At 73.4% G+C, this 20,749-nt stretch carries 19 protein-coding genes and 1 pseudogene; 6 read left to right on the plus strand and 14 right to left on the minus strand.

The genetic code is table 11. The features are described 5' to 3' along the window. The first annotated feature begins 3 nt into the window (after positions 1 to 3). The gene (locus CG719_RS26900) at positions 4 to 1,677 is read left to right on the plus strand and encodes an FAD-binding dehydrogenase (protein WP_100571274.1); all 1,674 of its coding nucleotides are present in this window, start codon (positions 4 to 6) and stop codon (positions 1,675 to 1,677) included. Positions 1,678 to 1,722: 45 nt separating this feature from the next. Here CG719_RS26900 and CG719_RS26905 read toward each other — a convergent pair whose 3' ends face one another. Then, positions 1,723 to 2,076, minus strand: coding sequence for a DUF488 domain-containing protein (locus tag CG719_RS26905; protein WP_100571275.1), 354 nt, complete (start codon positions 2,074 to 2,076; stop codon positions 1,723 to 1,725). 117 nt (positions 2,077 to 2,193) lie between these two features. Next, on the minus strand, positions 2,194 to 3,408 hold the full coding sequence (locus tag CG719_RS26910; protein ID WP_100571276.1) for a saccharopine dehydrogenase family protein: 1,215 nt from the start codon (positions 3,406 to 3,408) through the stop codon (positions 2,194 to 2,196). A 111-nt stretch (positions 3,409 to 3,519) separates the two neighbouring features. Between CG719_RS26910 and CG719_RS26915 the strand changes: the two genes are divergently transcribed. Together CG719_RS26915 and CG719_RS26920 are read left to right on the plus strand one after the other, a co-directional pair. Then, positions 3,520 to 4,275 carry a TetR/AcrR family transcriptional regulator gene (locus CG719_RS26915; protein WP_100571277.1) on the plus strand — a complete coding sequence of 252 codons (756 nt, stop codon included), beginning with the start codon at positions 3,520 to 3,522 and terminating at the stop codon, positions 4,273 to 4,275. A 39-nt stretch (positions 4,276 to 4,314) separates the two neighbouring features. Further along, positions 4,315 to 5,622 carry an MFS transporter gene (locus CG719_RS26920; RefSeq protein WP_100571278.1) on the plus strand — a complete coding sequence of 436 codons (1,308 nt, stop codon included), beginning with the start codon at positions 4,315 to 4,317 and terminating at the stop codon, positions 5,620 to 5,622. 16 nt (positions 5,623 to 5,638) lie between these two features. On the opposite strand, the gene CG719_RS26925 is transcribed toward CG719_RS26920, so the two are convergent. The 4 genes from CG719_RS26925 to CG719_RS26940 all read right to left on the minus strand — a co-directional run bounded on the left by CG719_RS26925 (position 5,639) and on the right by CG719_RS26940 (position 9,152). Continuing rightward, complete coding sequence (locus tag CG719_RS26925; protein WP_100571279.1) at positions 5,639 to 6,091, minus strand: cyclic nucleotide-binding domain-containing protein; 453 nt, start codon at positions 6,089 to 6,091, stop codon at positions 5,639 to 5,641. Between the two features lie 126 nt (positions 6,092 to 6,217). After that, positions 6,218 to 7,246: a cytochrome d ubiquinol oxidase subunit II gene (locus CG719_RS26930; RefSeq protein WP_100571313.1), complete on the minus strand. Its 1,029-nt coding sequence runs from the start codon at positions 7,244 to 7,246 to the stop codon at positions 6,218 to 6,220. A gap of 39 nt (positions 7,247 to 7,285) precedes the next feature. Continuing rightward, a complete protein-coding gene (locus CG719_RS26935; RefSeq protein ID WP_100571280.1) occupies positions 7,286 to 8,695 on the minus strand; it encodes a cytochrome ubiquinol oxidase subunit I in 1,410 nt (469 codons plus the stop codon). 235 nt (positions 8,696 to 8,930) lie between these two features. Further along, positions 8,931 to 9,152: a 3-deoxy-D-manno-octulosonic acid transferase gene (locus CG719_RS26940; protein ID WP_100571281.1), complete on the minus strand. Its 222-nt coding sequence runs from the start codon at positions 9,150 to 9,152 to the stop codon at positions 8,931 to 8,933. Between the two features lie 272 nt (positions 9,153 to 9,424). Between CG719_RS26940 and CG719_RS26945 the strand changes: the two genes are divergently transcribed. Together CG719_RS26945 and CG719_RS26950 are read left to right on the plus strand one after the other, a co-directional pair. Continuing rightward, positions 9,425 to 10,303 (plus strand): RNA polymerase sigma factor SigF, encoded by an 879-nt coding sequence (locus tag CG719_RS26945; RefSeq protein WP_100571282.1) that lies wholly within the window; start codon positions 9,425 to 9,427, stop codon positions 10,301 to 10,303. Positions 10,304 to 10,392: 89 nt separating this feature from the next. Further along, on the plus strand, positions 10,393 to 10,824 hold the full coding sequence (locus tag CG719_RS26950) for a hypothetical protein (RefSeq protein ID WP_100571283.1): 432 nt from the start codon (positions 10,393 to 10,395) through the stop codon (positions 10,822 to 10,824). Between the two features lie 34 nt (positions 10,825 to 10,858). On the opposite strand, the gene CG719_RS26955 is transcribed toward CG719_RS26950, so the two are convergent. The 7 genes from CG719_RS26955 to CG719_RS26985 all read right to left on the minus strand — a co-directional run bounded on the left by CG719_RS26955 (position 10,859) and on the right by CG719_RS26985 (position 19,524). Further along, entirely contained in the window at positions 10,859 to 13,111 is a 2,253-nt protein-coding gene (locus CG719_RS26955) for an FUSC family protein (RefSeq protein ID WP_199836790.1), read from the minus strand. Between the two features lie 141 nt (positions 13,112 to 13,252). After that, positions 13,253 to 14,617: an NAD(P)/FAD-dependent oxidoreductase gene (locus CG719_RS26960; protein ID WP_234375775.1), complete on the minus strand. Its 1,365-nt coding sequence runs from the start codon at positions 14,615 to 14,617 to the stop codon at positions 13,253 to 13,255. A 291-nt stretch (positions 14,618 to 14,908) separates the two neighbouring features. Further along, positions 14,909 to 16,684 carry a PP2C family protein-serine/threonine phosphatase gene (locus CG719_RS26965; protein ID WP_100571285.1) on the minus strand — a complete coding sequence of 592 codons (1,776 nt, stop codon included), beginning with the start codon at positions 16,682 to 16,684 and terminating at the stop codon, positions 14,909 to 14,911. Continuing rightward, positions 16,681 to 17,769, minus strand: coding sequence for an ATP-binding SpoIIE family protein phosphatase (locus CG719_RS26970; RefSeq protein WP_100571286.1), 1,089 nt, complete (start codon positions 17,767 to 17,769; stop codon positions 16,681 to 16,683). The genes CG719_RS26965 and CG719_RS26970 overlap by 4 nt, the downstream gene beginning before the upstream one ends. Continuing rightward, positions 17,769 to 18,209 (minus strand): anti-sigma regulatory factor, encoded by a 441-nt coding sequence (locus tag CG719_RS26975; RefSeq protein ID WP_100571287.1) that lies wholly within the window; start codon positions 18,207 to 18,209, stop codon positions 17,769 to 17,771. Before CG719_RS26975 ends, CG719_RS26970 begins: the two co-directional genes overlap by 1 nt. Next, positions 18,209 to 18,628, minus strand: coding sequence for an STAS domain-containing protein (locus CG719_RS26980; protein ID WP_100571288.1), 420 nt, complete (start codon positions 18,626 to 18,628; stop codon positions 18,209 to 18,211). The genes CG719_RS26975 and CG719_RS26980 overlap by 1 nt, the downstream gene beginning before the upstream one ends. Further along, positions 18,625 to 19,524 (minus strand): STAS domain-containing protein, encoded by a 900-nt coding sequence (locus CG719_RS26985; protein WP_100571315.1) that lies wholly within the window; start codon positions 19,522 to 19,524, stop codon positions 18,625 to 18,627. The genes CG719_RS26980 and CG719_RS26985 overlap by 4 nt, the downstream gene beginning before the upstream one ends. Positions 19,525 to 19,694: 170 nt before the next feature. Here CG719_RS26985 and CG719_RS26990 point away from each other — a divergent pair. After that, a pseudogene (locus CG719_RS26990) lies at positions 19,695 to 20,159 on the plus strand (MarR family winged helix-turn-helix transcriptional regulator); the annotation flags it as partial. 64 nt (positions 20,160 to 20,223) lie between these two features. On the opposite strand, the gene CG719_RS26995 reads toward CG719_RS26990, so the two are convergent. Further along, positions 20,224 to 20,610 (minus strand): STAS domain-containing protein, encoded by a 387-nt coding sequence (locus CG719_RS26995; protein WP_100571290.1) that lies wholly within the window; start codon positions 20,608 to 20,610, stop codon positions 20,224 to 20,226. Between the last annotated feature and the right edge of the window lie 139 nt (positions 20,611 to 20,749).

The following is a 20,749-nucleotide window of genomic DNA, read 5'->3' on the forward strand; positions in this document are numbered from 1 at the left end:
GCCATGGACGTGGACGTCATCGTCGTCGGAGCCGGCCTCGCGGGCCTGGTCGCGGCGCACGAACTGACCAGCCGGGGCCGCAGGGTCGCCCTCGTCGACCAGGAGAACGCAGCCAACCTCGGCGGGCAGGCGTACTGGTCCTTCGGCGGGCTGTTCCTCGTCGACACCCCGCAGCAGCGCAGGCTCGGCGTCAAGGACTCCTTCGAGCTGGCCTGGAACGACTGGCAGGGCAGCGCCCGGTTCGACCGGCTGGGCGACGAGGACTCCTGGGCGGTGCGCTGGGCGCGCGCCTACGTCGAGTTCGCGGCGGGGGAGAAGCGGTCCTGGCTGGAAGGGCACGGCATCACGCTGCTGCCCACGGTCGGCTGGGCCGAGCGCGGCGATCTGCGCGCCGACGGCCACGGCAACTCCGTACCCCGCTTCCACATCGCCTGGGGCACCGGCACGGGCGTCGTGGAACCCTTCGCCGCGTACGCCCTCCAGGCCGAGCGCGACGGACTGCTCACCTTCCACCACCGTCACCGGGTCGACGAACTCGTCGTCCAGGACGGCGCCGTCCAGGGTGTGCGGGGCACGCTCCTCGCCGAGGACGACGCGCCCCGCGGCGCCGCCTCCAACCGCGAGGAGACCGGCGCGTTCGAGCTCACCGCGCAGGCCGTCGTCGTCACCACCGGCGGCATCGGCGCCGACCACGGCCTCGTGCGCCGCCACTGGCCCGAGCGGCTGGGCACCCCGCCGTCGCGGATGGTCACCGGCGTCCCGGCGTACGTCGACGGCCGGATGCTGGACATCAGCGAGGAGGCCGGCGTACGGCTGGTCAACCGCGACCGCATGTGGCACTACACCGAGGGCCTGCGGAACTGGAACCCGGTCTGGCCCGGCCACGGCATCCGCATCCTGCCCGGCCCCTCCTCCCTCTGGCTGGACGCCCTCGGCCGCCGGCTGCCCGACCCCTGCCTGCCCGGCTACGACACGCTCGGCACCCTCAGGCACCTGCGCACCACCGAGGACATCGCCGGGTACGACCACTCCTGGTTCGTGCTGACCCGCAGGATCGTCGAGAAGGAGTTCGCCCTGTCGGGTTCCGAGCAGAACCCCGACATCACGGCCAGGGACCGCAAGGCCGTGCTGCGCGACCGGCTGCTCGGCAAGGGAGCGCCCGGACCCGTACGGGACTTCCTGCGGCACGGCGAGGACTTCCTGATCGCCGGCACCCTGGAGCAACTGGTCGAGAAGATGAACCGGTCGACCGGCAAGCCCCTCCTGGACGCCGCCGGGGTGCGGCGCCTGGTCGAGGCCCGCGACCTCCAGATCGCCAACCCCTACAGCAAGGACTCCCAGGTCCAGGGCATCCACAACGCCCGCCGCTACATCGGCGACCGCCTCGGCCGGGTGGCCGCCCCGCACCGCATCCTGGACCCGGCGGCAGGACCGCTGATCGCCGTCAAGCTGCACATCCTGACCCGCAAGACGCTCGGCGGCATCCAGACCGACCTGGACTCGCGCGCCCTCGGCCGTGACGGGCGGGTGATCGACGGCCTCTACGCAGCCGGTGAGGTCGCCGGCTTCGGCGGCGGCGGCCTCCACGGCTACAACGCGCTGGAGGGCACCTTCCTCGGCGGGTGCCTGTTCTCCGGGCGCGCGGCGGGGCGTGCCGCCGCACGGCAGACCGCCTGAGCGAGTGTCACGGCCCGCTCCCGCACGGCGCGGAGGCGGGCGGGCTCACTTCTTCTTCAGCAGACCGGCCAGCACCGAGGCCTGGCTCTGCTCCGGCTCCTTGGACGCGGTCAGCAGCGTCACATGGCCACGGCGGGTCAACTTCCTGATGTGGTCGAGGAGTTCGGCGGCCTCCGGCTCGGCCAGTTCGGCCTCGTAACGGCGCCGGAACTCCTCGTACGACCCCTCGCCGCCGTGGAACCAGCGGCGCAGCTCGGTGGACGGCGTCATGGCCTTCGGCCACTCGTCGATGTGCGCGTCCTCCTTGGAGACCCCGCGCGGCCAGAGCCGGTCGACCAGGACCCGCACACCGTCGTCGGACTCGGGCGGATCATAGATGCGGCGCACACGGACGCTCACGGTCGGGCCTTCCTCGGGTGCGGGGACTGGTGTCCGGAGCGTACTGCGGTACGCCCCGGACCCGGCCGCACTCCGCGGGCGAGCGGGGCCGTACGACCCGAACGGCGCCGGACCCGGTCACTGCTCGCGGATGCCCCACGGGGAGCCGTACTCCGTCAGCAGGTCAAGGAAGGGGCGGGCCGGGAACGCCTCGGGGCCCAGCACGCCCGCTCCCGACCAGGCGCCGGTGGCCATCAGTTCCAGGGCGACCACGGGATTGACCGCCGTCTGCCACACCACCGCCTGGCACCCGTACTCGGCCATGGACCACTCGTTGTCGACCACGTGGTACAGGTACACCTCGCGCGGCGCGCCGTCCCGGGTGCCGCGCACCCAGGTGCCCGCGCAGGTCTTGCCGCGCATCCGCTCGCCCAGGGTCGCCGGGTCGGGCAGGCAGGCGGCGACGACGTCCCGGGGCGAGACGGCGACCGGCCCGTCCGGGCCCGGCACGGTGACCGGCTCCGTACGGTCCAGACCCAGCAGGTGCAGTGTCTTGAGGGTGTCGATGAACTCGCGGCCCAGACCGTACTTGAAGGTCACCCGCCGCGCGTCGACCCAGCGCGGGACCAGCAGCACCTCCTCGTGCTCCACGTTCACGCACTCGACCTCGCCGATGCCCTCCGGGAAGTCGAACACCTCCGGCTCGCTGAACGGCTCGGTGGTGAACCAGCCGCGCCCGGCCTCGTAGACCACCGGCGGGTTCAGGCACTCCTCGATGGTGGTCCAGATGCTGAAGGACGGCGCGAAGTCGTAGCCGTCGACGGTCAGGTTCGCACCGTCGCGGACGCCGATCTCCTCGATCTCGTCGAAGAGTTCGTCGGCGGCGTACCGCGCGAACACGTCGGACAGGCCCGGCTCCACCCCCATGCCGACCAGCGCGAGCGCGCCGGCCTTCTCCCAGTCCTCCGCCAGCGCGAACTGCTCGTCGCCCAGCATGACCCCGCACTCCTCGTACGGCCGCTCGGGGTGCGGACGGGACAGGGACATCGCCATGTCGAGGTAGCCGGCGCCGGCCGTGCGGGCCGCGCGGAACAGCGGCATCACGAAGCGCGGGTCGGTCGCGTTCAGCAGCACGTCGCAGCGGTGCCGGGCGAGCAGGTCCGCAACCGCCGCCTCGTCGCTCGCGTCGACGCGCTCGGCGGTGAACCGGCCGTCGTCGACGGCCGCCACGGCGGACTCGGCCCGCCCGCGGTCGTAGTCCGCGACGACCATCGACTCAAGGAACGGACGACGGGCCGCGATCCGGGTGATCGCCGTACCCACACCACCGGCACCCACGAGCAGTACACGCATGACCTGGACTCCCTCTCGGCTCTTCTTCGCTGAGCGTCGATAACATCGCCGCGCGGCACGTAAGGTCAATGGCGTTGGCATAAGGCCGGCGCGGAGTCCGAGGAGGTCGGGATGCCGAAACCGGTGGTCCCCGAGGAGAAGCGACGGCGCCGCCGCCCCACCCGGAGCGGCACCGTGCTGTCCGAGACACTGATCGTCGACACCGCGCTGCGGCTGCTGCGGGAGCACGGCAGCGTGGGGCTGACCGCCCGCCGCCTCGGCCTGGCGCTCGACTGCGACCCGAGCACCCTCTACCGCTACTTCCGCGGCATGGACGACCTCACCCTCGCGATCGGGGACGCCCTCATCGGCCGGGCGCTGGCCGGCTGGGAACCCACCGGGCGATGGCGGGCCGACCTGCGCGAAGTGGGCCTGCGCATCCACTCCGCGTACACCGCGCATCCGCAGGCCGCGGTGGTCACCGCCAACCGCGTCTCCGGCCGGACCCACGAGCTGGCCGCCGACGAGGCCGTCCTGGGCGTGCTGCGCGGTGCCGGTTTCCCGCTGCCCGACACGGTGCGGATCTACCACGCCTTCGTCGACCAGACCCTCGCCTTCGCCGCGCTCGACGCCGCCTCCCTGGCCCTGCCGAGCGCCGCCCTGCGCGCCGACGAGGAGATGTGGCACTCGACCTACGCCCGGCTGCCCGCCACCACGCATCCGCGCATCGCCGAGGCGGCGCCCCTGCTCGCCACCCGCATGGTCACCAGCGCCTACCCGACCGCCCTCGACATGCTCCTCGACAGCGCGGCCGCCCGGCTGGAGCGCGTGCGCGCAGACGGTCCGGATCCGGGGGGTCCGGGGACCCGGCCGCTGCTGCGACACTGAACACCGCACCGATAGATGTAACGAGCAACCAGGAAGCCCGTGGACACCAGCGAGAGCACCGGCAGCAGCACCGCACCGCAGAGCGACGCCCCCGACCCGTCCAGAGCCGCCCGGCGCGGCTGGCGCCGCTGGGCCATGGACACCCGGCCGCTGCGCCGCCCCGCCTTCCGCCGGCTGTGGTCCTCGACCATCGTGACCGCGGTCGGCAGCCAGCTCACCGCCGTCGCCGTGCCCAAGCAGATCTACGACATCACCGGCTCCTCGGCCTGGGTCGGCTACGCCAGCCTCGCGGGCCTGGTCCCGATGGTCGTGTTCGCGCTGTGGGGCGGCGCGGTGGCCGACACGGTGGACCGCCGCAAGCTGCTGCTGATCACCAACAGCGGTATCGCCGTCACCTCGGTGCTGTTCTGGCTGCAGGCCGCGGCCCGGCTCGACTCGGTCGTGGTGCTGATGGTGCTGCTCGCCGTGCAGCAGGCCTTCTTCGGGCTGAACTCCCCGGCCCGCAACGCCTCCATCGCCCGGCTGGTCCCGGCCGGGGAACTGCCCGCCGCCAACGCCCTCGGGTCGACCGTCATGCAGACCGGCCTGGTGGCGGGCCCGCTGCTGGCCGGCGCGCTCATCCCCGTCATCGGGCTGCCCGAGCTGTACCTCATCGACGCCGTGGCGCTGTGCGTCACCGTGTGGGCGGTGTGGCGCCTGCCCGCGCTGCCGCCTTTGGCCGGAACCGCCGTGCGCCGCGCGGGACTGCGGGAGATAGCCGACGGCTTCCGCTACATCTCCGGGCACAAGGTGCTGCTGCTGTCGTTCCTCGCCGACATCATCGCCATGGTCTTCGGCATGCCCCGCGCCCTGTTCCCGCAGCTCGCCGCCGAGACGTACGCCTCCTACGGGCAAGGGCACGCGCTCGGCCTGCTGTTCGCGGCCATCCCGGTGGGCGCCGTGGTCGGCGGGCTGTTCTCCGGCGCCTTCTCCCGGGCGCGCCGGCACGGCTGGATGGTGATCGGCGCGGTCACCGCCTGGGGAGCGGCCGTCACCGGGTTCGGGCTGAGCCGCAGCCTGTGGTTCGCGGTGGTGTTCCTGGCGGCCGCCGGAGTCGCCGACATGGTCTCCATGGTGTTCCGCGGCGCCATCCTGCTGTCCGCCGCCACCGACGAGATGCGCGGCCGTATGCAGGGCGTGTTCACGGTCGTCGTCGCGGGCGGTCCGCGCCTGGCGGACGTCCTGCACGGCACGGCCGGCTCGGCCTTCGGCCCGCGCGCGGCGGTGGCCGGCGGCGGCCTGCTGGTGGTCGTCCTGATGCTGGGCCTGGCGGCGGCCGTCCCCGCGCTGCGCCGCTACCGGATCTGACCCACCGGACGACGGGTCAGTGGGTGCGCCGGGGGATGGTGTACTGCTCCAGGAGCTTGCCCCGGGTCAGCTCCAGCCGGTGGGCGAGGACCTCGGCGACGGTCCGCACCAGCGACAGCCCGAGCAGCGGATCCTCCACGGACAGCGCGAGGACCGCCGAGGCGTCGAACTCGTAGGCGCGGACCTGGCTGAACGCCGACGCCCCGAAGTCCCACTGGTACGGCGGGAACAGCCAGGACCAGCCGAGCAGGTCGCCCGCGCCGAGGGACGCCACCGTCACCCGGCGGGTGGGCGTCACCTGCTGGGACAGGTGCACGGCGCCGGAGCGGATGACCCAGAAGCGGTCGGCCGTGCCCCCCGCCTCGAAGATCCTCGTGTCCTCGGGGAAGGAGACTTCACGCGCGACCTCCATCAGTCGCTCGCGTTGTTTCTGGGGGAGGGCGGTCAGCAGTTTTATCGCTTTGGTCATGACCCGAAGCTCCTCGCCGGCGATGGGTTCCCCGCATGTGCCTCCTCCCCATTTCAGCCGCTGCGGATCCCCCGGGCACCTCGGCGGAGGCGACTTCTCACCGTCCTCACGCGCGGGGACGGCTCGTCACCCTCCGCTCATCCTCCGCTCACCGCTGCGAGGGCCCGCCGGCCCGCGCTGGAAGGTGGCGTACAGCAGCCAGAGCGAGGGGACCAGCAGCACCGCGCCGACGCCCAGCGACACCAGGACCGCCGTCAGCACGGAGGAGTTCGCCGCGGCCTGCGTGACGGTGGTGGTGCCGACCAGCATGGCCGGGTACTGGGCCGCGCCCCACGCCCACAGGATCGCCGCGACCGCCAGGGCGGCGGCCCCGCGGGCGGCCACGAAACGCCGCCGGGACAGCAGGCCGAGACCGGCGAGCCCGGCCACCGCGCTGACGATCACCAGCGGCAGCGCCCGGTGGGTCAGCCCGTGGAACAGTGCCGGGGCGTCCCCGTGCAGCACCGCGATCCCCGCGAGGGCCACGACTCCGGCGGCCAGCCCGCTGAGTACGGCGTCGCGGGCGAAGGCCGCCGCCAGCTCCGGCCGGCCCTCGCGGTCCGCGTCGGCGCACAGGTACACCGCGGCCAGGTGCGCACAGGCCACCACCGCCAGCACCCCGCCCAGCACCGACGTCGGATTGAGCCAGCCGGTGATCACATCGCCCGCCGCGAGCCCCGGCGGCACGCGCCCGGAGGCCACACCACCGGCGACCGTGCCGAGGAAGAACGGCGTGAGCAGCGAGGACAGCGCGAAGCACGCCCCGAACAGCCGCTGCTGCCACAGCTCGGTACTGGCCTTGCGGAAGGCGAAGGCGGCACCCCGCGCGATGATGCCGAGCGCCGCCAGGGTCAGCGGGATGTACAGCGTGGACATCACGGCGGCGAACACCGGGGAGAACGCCGACCACAGCAGCACCACCACGAAGATCAGCCACACATGGTTGGCCTCCCACACCGGCCCGATGCTGTGCTCGATCAGCGCGCGCCGGGCCCGCCCCCGCTCGGCGCCGCCGGCCAGCAGGTCCCACACCCCGGCGCCGAAGTCCGCCCCGCCGAACAGGGCGTAGCAGGTCAGGCCCAGCCACATCACGGCGAGCGCCGCGTCCGCGAGCACGGTCACCTCCAGGGGGCGTACGGCGGGGCCCGGCGGGCCTCACACGACGGGGTAGCCGGTGACGTCCGCCTCCTGCGGGGCCTGCGGCACCGGGGTGCGCCGGGCCAGGCGGCGCAGGACGTACACGGTGGCCGTGGTCATGGCGGCGTACACCACCAGGACCAGCCACAGGCCGGTCAGCAGTCCGGGGGCGGGGTTGACGGCGTCCCGCACACTCATCACGCCCCACACGATCCACGGCTGGCGGCCCAGTTCGGTCACGGTCCAGCCGCACTCCAGCGCCACCACGGCGGCCGGGCCGGCGACGGCGGCGAGTGCCAGGAACACGCGGGGCATGCTCAGCTCCCCGCCGCCGGTGCGGCGGCGGTGCCACCACTGCCACAGCAGCCACACACCCATGAGCAGCAGGAAGAAGCCGATGGCGACCATCAGGTCGAAGGCCCAGTGCACACCGGTGACCGGCGGACGCAGGGCGACCGGTACGCGGTCCAGGCCCCGGACGACGGTGCCGGGGCGGTAGCCGACCAGCAGGGACAGCCCGTCGGGGACCTCCAGGCCGTACTTCAGCCGGTTGTCGCCAGCGATGCCGCCGATGGTCAGCGGGACGTGGGAGCCGGTGCGGTACACGCCCTCGATCGCGGCGAGCTTGGTCGGCTGGTAACGGGACAGGAAGCGCGCCGCCCAGTCGCCCACGACGATCTGGAACGGGGCCACGATCACGCCCAGCGTGAACGGGATGAAGAAGCCGGCCCGGTGGTAGGCGTCCCGGCGCCCGCGCAGCAGGGCCACCGCGTACACGGCGGCGGCCAGGAACGAGGCCACCATGAAGGCCGCGAGGATCATGTGCACGGTCTGCGGGGGACTGGCCGGGTTGAGCATCGCCGCCCACGGGTCGACGTGCACCACCTTGCCGTCGCGCAGGGTGAAGCCGCGTGGCTGGTTCATCCACGCGTTGGCGCAGACCACGAAGAACGCCGACGCGGTGCCCGCGACGACGATGGGGATGCCGGTCAGCAGATGGCGGCGGGGCGGCAGCCGGTCCCAGGCGTACAGATAGATCCCGAGGAAGATCGCCTCCAGGAAGAAGGCGATGCCCTCCAGGGCGAACGGCAGCCCGATCACCTGACCGAACCTGCCCATCAGCCCCGGCCACAGCAGCCCCATCTCGAAGCTGAGGATGGTCCCGGAGACGGCGCCCACCGCGAACAGCACGCCCATGGCGCGCGCCCACCGGCGGGCGAGCAGCCGGTGGGCCGGATTCCCGGTGCGGATGCCGTACCACTCCGCGAGCAGGGTCAGCACCGGCAGCCCGACCCCGAGACAGGCCACGATGATGTGCCAGGCGAGGGAGAACCCCATCTGCGCCCGCGCCGCCGCGAGGTCTCCCTCCGTCGCCCGGCGCACCGCGTCCACGGCGAGTACCGCCGGACCGGAGAGCAGAGCACGCATCACGAGGACTGCCAGTACCCGGCTTAAACGTCCTGAACCCGGATTCTTAGCCCATTCCCGGCTGACCGCATGAAAAAGCCCTGGCTGGACGGGGGAGGCCAGCCAGGGCCGTACAAGGCGGCGTACGGGGGACACGCCGGGTCGACCCCGTCGCCGCGTATGGGTGAACCGTAAACCATCCACGACCGTTTCGCGCAGCCGCAGCGGGGTCGGGTGAGCGGACTCACTCCGCCCCTCAGCTCCGGTCGGGATGCCGGCCCGGGACCAGGATCTCGTCCAGCACCCGCAGGACGGCCTCGTAGCTCAGGACGCGTACGGCCGCCTCGCGCGCGGCGTCCGGATCCGTCGCCCCGAGGGTGTCGCGGCGGTCCCGCCATCGGCGCTCCTCCTGTACCGCGCACGCCCTGGCGCGCTGGATCCGCCGCAGCAGTTCGTCCGAGTGCACCACATCCGTCATGTCCTGCACCTACCCGCTGCGACGCGCCGTGATGGCGGCACGAAGCAGCCATTGTGGAACCGGGAGGGAGCCGGCGGGGGAGCGGTATGGGCGAAGAACTGTCAGAAGTGGAGTTTGCCACTCCCGCTGCCGGGCAGACGGAACCTCGTGCTTCGGACCGGAGGCGCGTCAGCGGAAGCTGTACCTGCTGCTCCGGGAGGTCTCCGGACGAACCGGACGGCACCACCTCTTCCGCGGTCAGTCCCTGAAACACCGTTCAGGAGCCATACCGCATGCTCATCGACATATCGACAAGCCGCCCCGACACTCCCGCAAACCAGTCGGCGCCCGCCCGTCGGCCGCACGACGACGCCCCCGACACCGCCGCCCTCTTCCAGCGCCTCGCCGCCGCCGGGGACGGCCCCGAACGGGAAGCCGTCCGCGACGAACTCGTCAGCGCCTGGCTGCCCATGGCCCACCGCATCGCCGGCCGCTTCCGCGACCGCGGCGAGTCCCTGGAGGACCTGCGGCAGGTGGCGGCACTCGGGCTGGTCAAGGCCATCGACCGGTTCGACCCGGACCGCGGCGCCTTCGAGAGCTACGCCGTGCCCACCATCACCGGCGAGGTCAAGCGGCACTTCCGGGACCGGATGTGGGCCCTTCGCGTGCCCCGCCGCGTCCAGGAACTGCGCAACAAGGTCCGGGTGGCGCGCCGTGAACTGACCCAGAACCCGGGCAGCCCCGAACCCTCGGTCGCGGCGATCGCCGCACACGCCGGACTGACGGAGGAGGAGGTCAACGCGGGGATGGAGGCGATCGACAGCTTCAGCACCCTGTCCCTGGACGCCGAACTCTCGGCCGGCGGCGGCGACGGCTACAGCCTCGCCGACAGCCTCGGCGCGTCGGACTCCTCCTACGACACCGTCGTCGACCGCGAGTCGGCCAAGGAGGGCCTGCGCCGGCTCCCCGAACGGGAGCGCGCCATCCTCTACATGCGCTTCTTTGAGGACATGACACAGAGCAGGATCGCCGACCGGCTCGGCATCTCCCAGATGCACGTCTCCCGGCTCATCAGCCGCAGCTGCGCGCGTGTGCGCGACGAGGTGCTGGCGGAGCGGGCGAACCGCCCCGGCGACGGACGACCGCGACCGACGACCGATCCCACCCCGTAGGGGCCTCCCTCCCCGGCTCGTGCCGTCGCCCCGCGCCGCCGGTCGCGCCTTTCGTGTCTGAGCGGGCGTTCGCGGGGAACACGGAGCCAATGAACGAAGACGAGCTTCCGCCCGACGGCCGGGCCGTGGAGGTTTATCTCGATCTGCTCCGCGTCCGGATGCCCGAACAGGACTACGAACTGCTGCTCGACGTCGTCGACCCGGTTCTGCGGGCCATCGACGAACGAGGCGTGCCCTCCGCGGACTTCCCGCTGGAGGGCGCCCAGGCGCAAGGCCTTCCCCAGGAGATACGGGACGAGGCCGCACTGGTCATCGCGACCGCCGTCACCGGCAGGCTGGACAACGAGCTGGTCGTCCTCGACATCGAGGAGACCGGCCCGGTCCGGGTGGTCACCGACGCGGCGACCGCCGCCGACCCGGCGCGCCTGACCGAGATCGCGGACTACATCCGCGACCGGCACCGGGAGACCGAGGAGCTGCGGGGCATCGCCGAAGCCAGCGACCTGCCCACCGACTTCTGACCGCGGTGACGGGCCGGGGCACTGCCCCGGCCCGTCACCGCGCCGGTTTCGACACCGGGACGTCCAGCGGACGGGCCAGGCCCACGACCGCCTCGTCCAGGCGCTGGAGATGCCGCAGCACCCGGTCGGTGATGCGCCCGTAGCGGGGGACGCCGGGCGCCCCGTCCGGCTCCAGCAACGAGGCGATGCTCGGACCCCGCTCGACCTCCGCGGTGGCGGACTCCTCGGCCACGTGCACACGGATGGTCTCGATGTTGCGGGTGATCCGCGCACAGGCCTGGCGCAGCCGGGGATCCGCGGCTATCGACGGATGCGTGGGCAGCAGCTCCGCGGTCGCCGCCAGCGACCGCGCGTGGTAGGCGCAGGTCTCCAGCAGCGCCACGACGTACTGGGCGGTGTTCCGCCGGGCCCGCAGCGGAGTGATCGGATGCGTCAGCGGCTGCGTGGCCGCCCGCAGGTCGCCCAGCGCCTGGTCCAGTTCGCGCGCCCGGTCCAGCAGATCGCCCGCCGGACCGCCGCTGAGCTGCTCGACGGCCACGGCCGTCACGTCCGTCAGCCGCTCCAGCACCCGGCCGAGCAGCTCGTTCGTACGGCCGTGGGTGTGCACCGGGAGGACCAGCGCGGCCGCGATGATGCCGCAGGCCGCCCCCAGCGCCGTCTCCTCCACACGCAGCACGAGCACCGCCGCGCTGTACCTGTGCAGCAGCGTGTACAGCAGCCCCAGCGCCGCGGTGACGAAGAACGACATCAGCGTGTACGACAGCGGGGCCGTGTAGAACATCGCGAAGACGAACAGCAGCACCAGGGCCAGCGCCGTCCACGTGTGCGGCCCGACCAGCCCCGCCAGCACGATCCCGGCCACCACGCCGAGCACGGTGCCCACCAGACGCCGGTAGCCCTTGACCAGGATCTCGCCCGTCGACGAGGTGTTGATGAAGACGATCCAGCAGGTCAGCACCGCCCAGTACCAGCGCTGGCTGGAGAGGAACTCGCCGCCGACGATCGCCAGCGACGAGCCCACCGCGACCTGCACGGCCGCCCGCGTGGTGGGCCGCCGCCACCCGGTCGGGGCCTGCTCCTCCCGCTCCACCTCCTCGGCGCCCTCGATGGCGGCGCTCTCCGCGTCCAGCTCTTCCCTGGAGCGGACCGTCGCCGGCGCGTCGTCGGACTCGTCCTGCGGGCCGTCCAGCGCGATCCGCAGACCCATCACGGCCCGCGCGGTCTCGCCGATACCGCGGAAGACGTCCTGCACGGCGGGCGAGGCGGGCGGCAGGTTCTCCTCGTCCCGGTAGCCGAGGAGCCGGTTGCGCACATGCGCCAGCGCGGTCCCGCCGCCCTCCCCGACGGGCCGCAGCACGAGCATCGCCAGCGCCGCCAGGTCGCGGCGCAGCGTCTCGGTCGCCTCGTCCCGCACCGGCAGCCGGCCGCTGGAGGGCACGGACGCGCCGGGCAGGTGCAGGGTGAGCGTGTCGGTCCGCTCGGCGCTGCGGGCGTTCAGCAGAAGCAGCCCCAGCCGCTCGGCGGCGATCTCGGCGTCCGCGATCCGCCGCTGCACCAGCCGCGCCACGGCCTCGTCGGAGGTGCCGTCCGCCAGCCGCGACTGGATCATCATGGCCGTGTCGTGCAGCCGGGCCGTGCCCAGGCGCACCGCCTCCACGACCTTCTCCACCTCGTCCGGACCGGCGTCCAGCAGCTCAAGCTGCGCCGTCACCAGCTGCGCGAGCCGCACCCGGAACGCCTCGCGCAGGCGTTGCAGGACGCCCGCAGGCGTCTCGTACACGATCACGAACCGGACGAGGGCGCTGGAGCCGAACGCGACCGCGATGACGCCGTAGAGCCCGGGCAGCGCCGACGCGGTGGCGCCGACGAACAGGGACATGAAGTAGAGCTGGAAGCCGATCAGGCCGAGCGCGTTGCCCCGGTCGCCGAACCGGCGACTGTAGACCGCGCAGAAGATCAGTACGACGAAGAAGACATCCCCGGCCACCACGAGCGGGTTGAGCAGCGCGCCCAGCGACACGGACACCAGCGCCACCGGAAGCCCGAGGGCGAGCGTGACCGCCTGCTGCGAGCGCTGCTTCTCCCGGATGGCGAAGGTGGCCGCCATCGACGCGATCGCCCCGGCCACCAGATGCGTCACGGGCACGCGCAGCGCGCCGAGTACGGCCAGTGTCAGCGCGATCGAGCCCGCCGTCCGCGATCCGGCCGCCAGCCGCAGCAGGCCGGGATCGGACGCCGCGAAGCGATCACGCAGCCGCGACCGGACCGGCCTCTGTGCTGCTCCCACGCCGCCGCACCCTCCCGTTTCGCGTCCCCGTCTCCCGTCATGATCCGCCCGACCAGCATGGCACGCCACGGCCGGACCGCCCGTCGCGGCCCGGCCGCGCCCGACGGGAGGAGCCCCCGCCCCGGCGTCCGTCCCCCGGTGTCACATCTGCCGGGGGCGGGCCCCCTCGACGTGCTCCCGCACCTGCTCGGGCGTCATGTACGCGTCGGTGTACTCGAAGTCCTTCAGCTTTGCGGCCCTGCGGGCCTGGAATCCGGTGCGGACGAAATCGTCCCCGGCGACCGCGTTGAGCAGCCAGTTGGTCGCGACCCTGGTCTTGGCGACGTTCGTGCGCAGCGCCCCCAGGTGGTAGCCGCGGGCCACGGCCTGGGCCGGGACACCGCGCAGTTCCACGCCGAGCGGTTTGGAGACCGCGTCCGCGCCACCGAGGTCGACGACGAGTCCCAGGTCCTTGTGCTCGTACGGCCGCAGGGGCTGTCCTTGCAGGGTCGCGATGAGGTTCTCCGCGACCCGCCGGCCCTGCCGCGTGGCATGCTGCGCGGTCGGCGGGCACACCGCGCCGCCGCCCTTGCTCAGGTCGGGTACTGCGGCGGAGTCCCCGAGCGCGAACACCCCGTCGTGGCCGGGCAGGCACATCTCGGCGGTCACGGCGAGCCGGCCCCTCACCGTCTCCGCGCCGAGGGTCGCGATGAGCGGGCTGGCCACCACGCCCGCGGTCCAGATCAGGGTGTGGGTCGGCACCACCCGGCCGTCGGTGAAGGTGACCTCCTCCGGCCCGGCCTTCGCGATGGACACCCCGAGCGAGATCTCGATGCCCCGGCGGCGCAGCACCTCCTGGGCGCTGCGGCCCAGCTTGTCGCCCAGTTCCGGCATCAGCTTCGGCGCGATGTCGATCAGGTGCCACTTGATCAGGGCCGGGTTCAGCCGCGGATAGCGCTTGACGGCGGCGTGCGTGAGGCGCTGCAGGCACGCCGCGGTCTCGGTGCCGGCGTACCCGCCGCCGACCACCACGAACTGCAGCCGCGAGGCGCGCTCTGCGGGGTCCTCGCTGGCGTCGGCGAGGTCGAGCTGGGTGATGACGTGGTCGCGGATGTAGGCGGCCTCGGCCAGCGTCTTCATGCCGAAGGCGTGATCGAGGAGCCCCGGGATGTCGAAGGTGCGGGTGACGCTGCCGGGGGCCAGTACGAGGTAGTCGTACGGCTCGTCGACGACGCGGTCGGTCAGCGTCCGCACGACGCACACCTTCGCCTTCAGGTCCACGCCGACGGCGCCGCCCGGAATGATCCGGGTGCGGTACTTCTTGCTGCGGCGCAGGGAGATGGCGACCGACTGGGGCGTCAGCACCCCTGAGGCGACCTGGGGCAGCAGCGGCAGATAGAGCTGATAGGACTGCGGCGTCACGAGGGTGATGTCCGCATCGCTGGGAGAGAGCCTGCGCTCCAGACGGCGCACGCACGCCACTCCGGCGAAGCCTGCGCCGACCACCAGGATCCTGGGTCGTGTCACGATGTTTCATCCCTTCTGCGGGGCTCCGGGCGGCTGCATCGACGTCCTTGCGTCTGCCCGGGGACGGCTGCTTCGCACCTCACCGGTCCATCGGGTCCATCCCGTCCGTCGAGCACCACGATGCCCCCACCGGGCCGCGTGCGCACCGGACGCCGCTGTCCCCGCGGCCCGGAGCGCGTCCGGACGGCGGGGCCGCCCCGGCGGGTTCCCTGGATCCGCTGTCCCATGGGTCGTTCGGGCGTCCGGGCGTTCGGGCGTCCGGGCGTTCGGGCGGGCCCGCGCCGCGCGGTGCTACCGCAGGTGGTCCACGCCCGCCGGGATCCGGTCCGGATCGCCTCCGGCCGCGCTGTCGATGTGGCACAGCAGGAGGCAGACGTCGTCGTCACGTTCGGAGTCGCTCAGCAGCGGGCCGAGGAGGCGGTCCGCCGAGCCGTCCAGGTCGGCGTCCAGCGCGGCCGGGTCGAACGCGCCCAGCGCGGTGGCGAGGCGGTCGATGCCGGGGTCGATGCCCAGCGCCCGCCGCTCCACGAGGCCGTCCGTGTACAGGGCCAGGGTCGCGCCGGGGGAGAGGCGCACCGTGTGGTCCTCTATCTCCTGCCGCAGCGGGATGCCGAGCATGGCGCCCGGCTTGGCGTCCAGGACGTGCACCCGGCCGTCCGGCAGGCGCAGCACCGGTGGCGGATGGCCGGCGGCGGCCCAGGTGACCGTGGGGTCGTCCGGGCTGAAACGGGCGATGACCGCGGTCGCGAACAGGTCGGGCTGCAAGTGGTGCAGGAACACGTGCAGGCGGGTCAGCAGCCGGCCCGGGCTGCCGCCGTCGACGGCGTAGGCGCGCAGCGCGGTGCGGAGCTGGCTCATCATCACGGCGGCGTGCAGGCCGTGGCCGGTGACGTCGCCGATGACGGTGATCAGGCTCCCGTCGGGCTGCCGGAAGGCGTCGTACCAGTCCCCGCCGATGTTCAGCCCGTGCGTGGCCGGCAGATAGCGCGCGGCCAGGCGCAGGCCCGGTGTGGTGGGCAGGTCGGTGAGCAGGGCGCGCTGCAGCGTCTCGGCGATGTCGCGGTTGTGCTCGAAGCGGCGCGCGTTGTCGAGGGCGACGCTCGCCCGCCGGGCCAGCTCGATCAGCATGACCGCGTCGTCGGGGTCCCAGCGGGCGCCGGGCGGCGTCAGGGTCAGCACACCGAGCGGTGTCCGCCGCGCGAGCAGCGGGACGCACAGCAGGGGCCGGCCGGGGTCGAGCGCCGAGGGCGGCTGGTCGTCGACGCCCGGCAGGTCACCGGGGTGGTCGGCCGCGTACTGCGGGCGGCCGGTACGGGCCGCGAGCACCGCGGCCGCCGGATGCGGGGCGGGCCGGTGCCGGTCGCCCTCGTGGTCGAACAGCCATACGTCGACACGGTCGGCGTACCGGGGTACGAGCAGGCCCGGCAGCCGCCGCAGGATCTCCTCGTGGTTCAGCGAGGTCGTCAGCAGCGTGCTGGCGTCGGCCAGGAACCGCAGTCTGCGGCGGGCCTCCTCGGCCTCGGTGCGCGCGGCGCGTTCGGCCGCGAACGCCTCTCGCTGAGCCCGCCAGGCGGTGTCCAGATCGGCGTGCAGGGCCAGGACTCCCTGGTTGGTCTGATGCAGCTCCTCCCGATGGAAGGCGACCAGGTCCTCCTGCTCCGCGAGTCTCTCCAGAACCACCGCCGTGTCCTCGTCGGCCCCGAGCAGCGCCTCGGCCAGAGCAGCCGCGTCGTCGCCCACCTCCGGTTCTGGCTCCGGCTCCGGCGAAACCCCGGCCCCTGGGCAGAGGACAGACATCCGCCACGCCGGCTTCCCACCGCCCTGCGGGTCATGGACCGGCGCGACTGTGATGCGGAGGGTGCCTGCGTCCACGTCCGCGTCCGGGACCTGGAGGGTGACCGTCCAGGTGCCGCCCTTGGCCACGCAGTGGCGCAGATGGGTGCCGAGGGCGGTGGTCAGACGGGTGCGTTCGAGCGGGGGGACGCCGTACGCCGCCGCCGTGCGGGCCGTGGCGATACGGGCCCGGGCGGCGTCGGTGGCGGTGCTGATCTGCCAGGTGCGCGTCATGGGCGGTCCGGCGGGGCGGGGGTCAGGACGGCCACGGTGGTGTCGTCCCGGACCGGGCTGGCGGAGCTGCCGGTGTCACGCACGGTCAGGGCGGCCGTCACCGCGGGGTCGGCCGCCGTGGGCAGAGCGGCCGCGCCGGGCGGTGCCCACCGGCTGGGCAGGCCGTCGCTGTGCAGGACGAGCAGGCGGTCGGCAGCCCAGGCCACCTCGGTCTCGGGCAGCGTCGTGGGCCGGTGCACGCCGACGATGCCCGGCCGCGACAGCAGGTGGCGCCAGGTGTCGCCCTCGCGCAGCCGGGCCCCGACGTTGCCGATCCCGCAGAAGCGCAGCCGCCCGGCCCGCAGATCCAGTTGGGCCACGGCGACGGCCGCGCCCCGGGTGCCGCGCAGCGCCGTGTCGAGCCGCCGGAGCAGCTCGGTCGGTGTGAGACGGGCCGAGCGGTGCAGGGTCTCGACCGCCGCCGACGAGGCGCGGGCCGCCTCCCGGCCGTGCCCGAGGCCGTCCGCCAGCATGAGGGTCACCTGCTCCCCGGCGCCCGCCCAGGACCAGGCGTCACCCGAGTACTCCGCCCCGGCGTACGGGACGGTGACGCCGCCCGCCCGCACCGCCCCCGTATATGGGAGGGCGGCATCGTCGGCCCGGACCGCCCCGGGCCGGGGCGCGGTGGCGCCCACCCGGGCGAGCGCCACCGTGCCCCGGCCGACGACGCTGTGCAGGTGGAACTCGTCGGCCGCGCGGCGGCAGGTGCCGAGCCCGGCCCCGAGCGAGCCGCTGGTCGAGAACCCGTCGCGCCGGGCGGCGGCGACGTCGGGGATGCCGGGACCGTGGTCGACCGCCGTCATCTGCACCACCGGCGCCGGATCGCCGTGACCGCACGGAGCGCTCGGCGGGGGCACGACCTCGACCAGGAGCCGCCCGTCCTCGGCGTACTTCAGCAGGTTGGTGGCGAGTTCGGTCGCCACCAGCGCCGCGGCGGCCGTGCGGGACTCGCCGAGGCCGGCCAGCGCGGCCGCCTCCTCGGCGGCGACCCGCGCGTCGCGCACCCGGGTCGAGTCGGGCACCGGAACCTCCCAGACGCGCGGCATCAGGCTCCCTCGTACGGCCGCACCGGCCGGGTCGCCCAGGAGGTGACGGTGACGGTGGTGCCGGCGCCCGGGGTGCTGTCGATCGCGAACTCGTGCACCAGCCGGCGGGCGCCGCCCAGGCCCATGCCGAGGCCGTCGCCGGAGGTGTAGCCGTCGCTGAGCGCCCGCTCCAGGTCCGTGATGCCGGGCCCCTCGTCGCTGAACGCCAGCCGGAGCCCGTGCACCTGCCCGTCGACCACGTGGGACGCCTGCATCTGCCCGCCCCCGCCGTGCACCAGCGTGTTGCGCGCCAGCTCGCTGGCCGCGGTGACCAGCTTCGTCTGGCCGACCAGGCCGAAGCCGAGCCGCCCGGCCGCCTGGCGCACATGCTGCCGTACCCACACCAGGTCCATGTCCGACCGGATCGGCAGGCAGACCTCGACGCCCGCTGCTGTCTCCATCACCGGCTCCCCGCCTGTGCGCCGCCGGGGCGCGGCGGCGTGGGCCGGGCGGTGACGAGCCGCAGTGCGTCCTCGGCGGTGAGCGCGGTCCGCAGCCCGGGCAGGGTCAGACCCAGTTCGACCATGGTGATCGCCACCGCCGGACGCATCCCGGCCACCACGGTCTGCGCGGCCAGCAGCCTGGCCTTGGCCGCGATCTCGGCCAGCACCCGGCCGAGGAAGGAGTCGACGATCTCCACTCCGGAGACGTCGATGACCACCCCCGTGGCCGCGTGGTGGGCGATGGCCTCGCCGATGTCCTGCTGGAGCTGTTCGGCGGTGCTGTCGTACAGATCGCCCTGGAGCGTGACCAGGAGTACGTCGCCGAGTCTGAGTACCGGCACCTGCCCCGAGCCGGGCGTGGGGAGACGGTCGGTCACCGTTCACCCACACCGTGGGGTGCCCGGCTCACGATGTCCGCGCCCAACTGGTGCAGGGCGTGGGCGAGCGCGTCGGCGAGGGTCGCGCGGGTGACGACCGAGCCCAGGTCGAGGCCGAGGTGGACGATGGTCTGCGCGATGGCCGGGCGGATGCCCGAGACCACGCACTCGGCGCCCATCAGCCGGGTGGCCGCCACGGTCTTCATCAGGTGCTGGGCGACCAGCGAGTCGACGGTGGGCACCCCGGTGATGTCGAGGATGGCGAAGCGGGCCTGCTGGTCGACGACCGCCTCGAGGAGCGACTCCATCACCACCTGGCTGCGGGCGCTGTCGAGCGTTCCGATCAGCGGTACCGCGACGATGCCGTCCCACAGCTTGATGACCGGGGTGGCCACCTCGAGCAGCTGGAGCCGCTGACGGTCGATGAGGTCCCGGCCCTCGCTGAGCGCCGTCTGCATCACCACGAGCCGCAGGGTGCCGGTGAGCACGGTCAGGACGTTGGCGCACTCCCGCAGGTACTCCTCCGGGGTGCCGGTGAGCTCGGCGGTCAGCAGCTCCAGCGCGGGCGGCCGCAGGGCGTCCACGTCCCGCGAGACCTCCGCGGCGGTCAGACCGGTCCTGCCCCGCACGGCGCCCATCCGCGCAAGCTGCTCGCGCACCGGCAGGAAACCGTCGGCGTCCGGGTCGGACACCCGCTCGGACGCGGCCACCGCGCCCAGGGCGTCGGCGACGGCGCGGCCCGCTTCCACCGCCTCGTCACGGGAGACGGTGAACACGGCCCGGAAGATCGGCTCCTCGGCCCACCGCTGGGCGATCTGCTCCCTGCGACGGCGAAGGAAGTCCCCGACCTCGCGGGCCGGTGATCCGTGCTGTGCTACCGCTGCGTGCTCCGGCACCTGTTCCACTCCTCATCCGCGTTGCACCGTTCCGAATCCGCCCTCCGGGCGGCACCGCGATGCGACTCTTGCCGGGCGACAACTGTTACCACAGGCCGACCGCGTACGACACCTCGTGAGGGTCCAGGGGGCGAGCTGACAGCCACCGCCAACCCTGCGAGAGTGTCAGCGTGACGTCCTCCCACCCGCGCCCGCGGTCGCCCGGCGAGGCGGCGCGCGCGACCTCCACGGCGGCGGAACTGCTGGAGGTCCTGTGGGGCCGCGCGTCCACAGCTCCCGTCTCCGCCTCCCAGCTCAGGGTGCTGTTCGTCCTCGAACGCAACGAGGGCATCAACCTGCGCACCCTCGCCGCCACCCTGGGCTCCACGCCGCCGTCCACGAGCAGGCTGTGCGACCGGCTGCAAGCGGTGGGCTTCGTACGGCGGCAGGTGGCCGCCACCAGCCGCCGGGAGGTGGAACTGCGCCTCAGCCGCCGTGGCCGCGCGTTCCTGGCCGACGTGCGGGCGCGCCGGGAGACGGAGCTGCGGTCGGTGGTGGAGCGGATGCCGGCCGGCCAGCGGACCGCACTGCTGACCGGGCTCGAGGGGTTCTGCACGGTCGCGTCGGCACAGATCCACGCCGCGGGCGCGGCGGCCGACGACGGCCCTGCCCGACGTTCTCCCCCCGCGCACACCGAGGCCTCCGCGCCCGCGCCCGCGCTCACTTCGCCCCCGGCTCCTCCGGCTGACGGTCCACCAGGGCAAGTGCCTCCTCGGCGCTCCGCGAGACCGGCACCGTGATGCTGACGCCGGTGAGCTCCAGGATCCGCAGCACCGCCGGGGCGGGGGCGATGATGTGCACACTGCCCGCCCGCTCCCGGGCCTCCTGGTACACCCGCAGGATGATGTTCATGCCAGAGGAGTCCATGAAGGGGACGGCGGACAGCTCCAGCAGGAAGTGCCGTCGGCCGTGGTGGAGCTGGTTGGCCAGATGGGCCTGCAACTCGGTGGCGGTGTCGACGTCCAGGTAACCCTCGACCGTGAGCAGGGCGACATCCTCCCGCGGCAGGGTGACCTCCACGGACAGCGGATTGTGGGCAAGGGGCACGAATACCTCCAACGAATGCTGACGCCGGCCAGTGCCGGTTACCCCCGGCGACGCCTTCGACGCACACCGGACCCGCACCGGCGACGTGATCCGTTTCTCATCACCGGTGACGGGAGCAACCCGCACTGCGCCCCCGCGC

Source organism: Streptomyces sp. CB01373, from assembly GCF_002803075.1.
Lineage (GTDB): Bacteria > Actinomycetota > Actinomycetes > Streptomycetales > Streptomycetaceae > Streptomyces.

Excerpts from the sequence above, each read along its gene's own strand:
- CG719_RS26915 (WP_100571277.1), top strand. The coding sequence starts at position 3,520 with ATGCCGAAACCGGTGGTCCCCGAGGAGAAGCGACGGCGCCGCCGCCCC.
- CG719_RS26925 (WP_100571279.1), bottom strand. The coding sequence starts at position 6,091 with ATGACCAAAGCGATAAAACTGCTGACCGCCCTCCCCCAGAAACAACGC.
- CG719_RS26935 (WP_100571280.1), bottom strand. The coding sequence starts at position 8,695 with ATGCGTGCTCTGCTCTCCGGTCCGGCGGTACTCGCCGTGGACGCGGTG.
- CG719_RS26910 (WP_100571276.1), bottom strand. The coding sequence starts at position 3,408 with ATGCGTGTACTGCTCGTGGGTGCCGGTGGTGTGGGTACGGCGATCACC.
- CG719_RS26900 (WP_100571274.1), top strand. The coding sequence starts at position 4 with ATGGACGTGGACGTCATCGTCGTCGGAGCCGGCCTCGCGGGCCTGGTC.
- CG719_RS26970 (WP_100571286.1), bottom strand. The coding sequence starts at position 17,769 with ATGCCGCGCGTCTGGGAGGTTCCGGTGCCCGACTCGACCCGGGTGCGC.
- CG719_RS26950 (WP_100571283.1), top strand. The coding sequence starts at position 10,393 with ATGAACGAAGACGAGCTTCCGCCCGACGGCCGGGCCGTGGAGGTTTAT.
- CG719_RS26975 (WP_100571287.1), bottom strand. The coding sequence starts at position 18,209 with ATGGAGACAGCAGCGGGCGTCGAGGTCTGCCTGCCGATCCGGTCGGAC.
- CG719_RS26945 (WP_100571282.1), top strand. The coding sequence starts at position 9,425 with ATGCTCATCGACATATCGACAAGCCGCCCCGACACTCCCGCAAACCAG.
- CG719_RS26940 (WP_100571281.1), bottom strand. The coding sequence starts at position 9,152 with ATGACGGATGTGGTGCACTCGGACGAACTGCTGCGGCGGATCCAGCGC.
- CG719_RS26965 (WP_100571285.1), bottom strand. The coding sequence starts at position 16,684 with ATGACGCGCACCTGGCAGATCAGCACCGCCACCGACGCCGCCCGGGCC.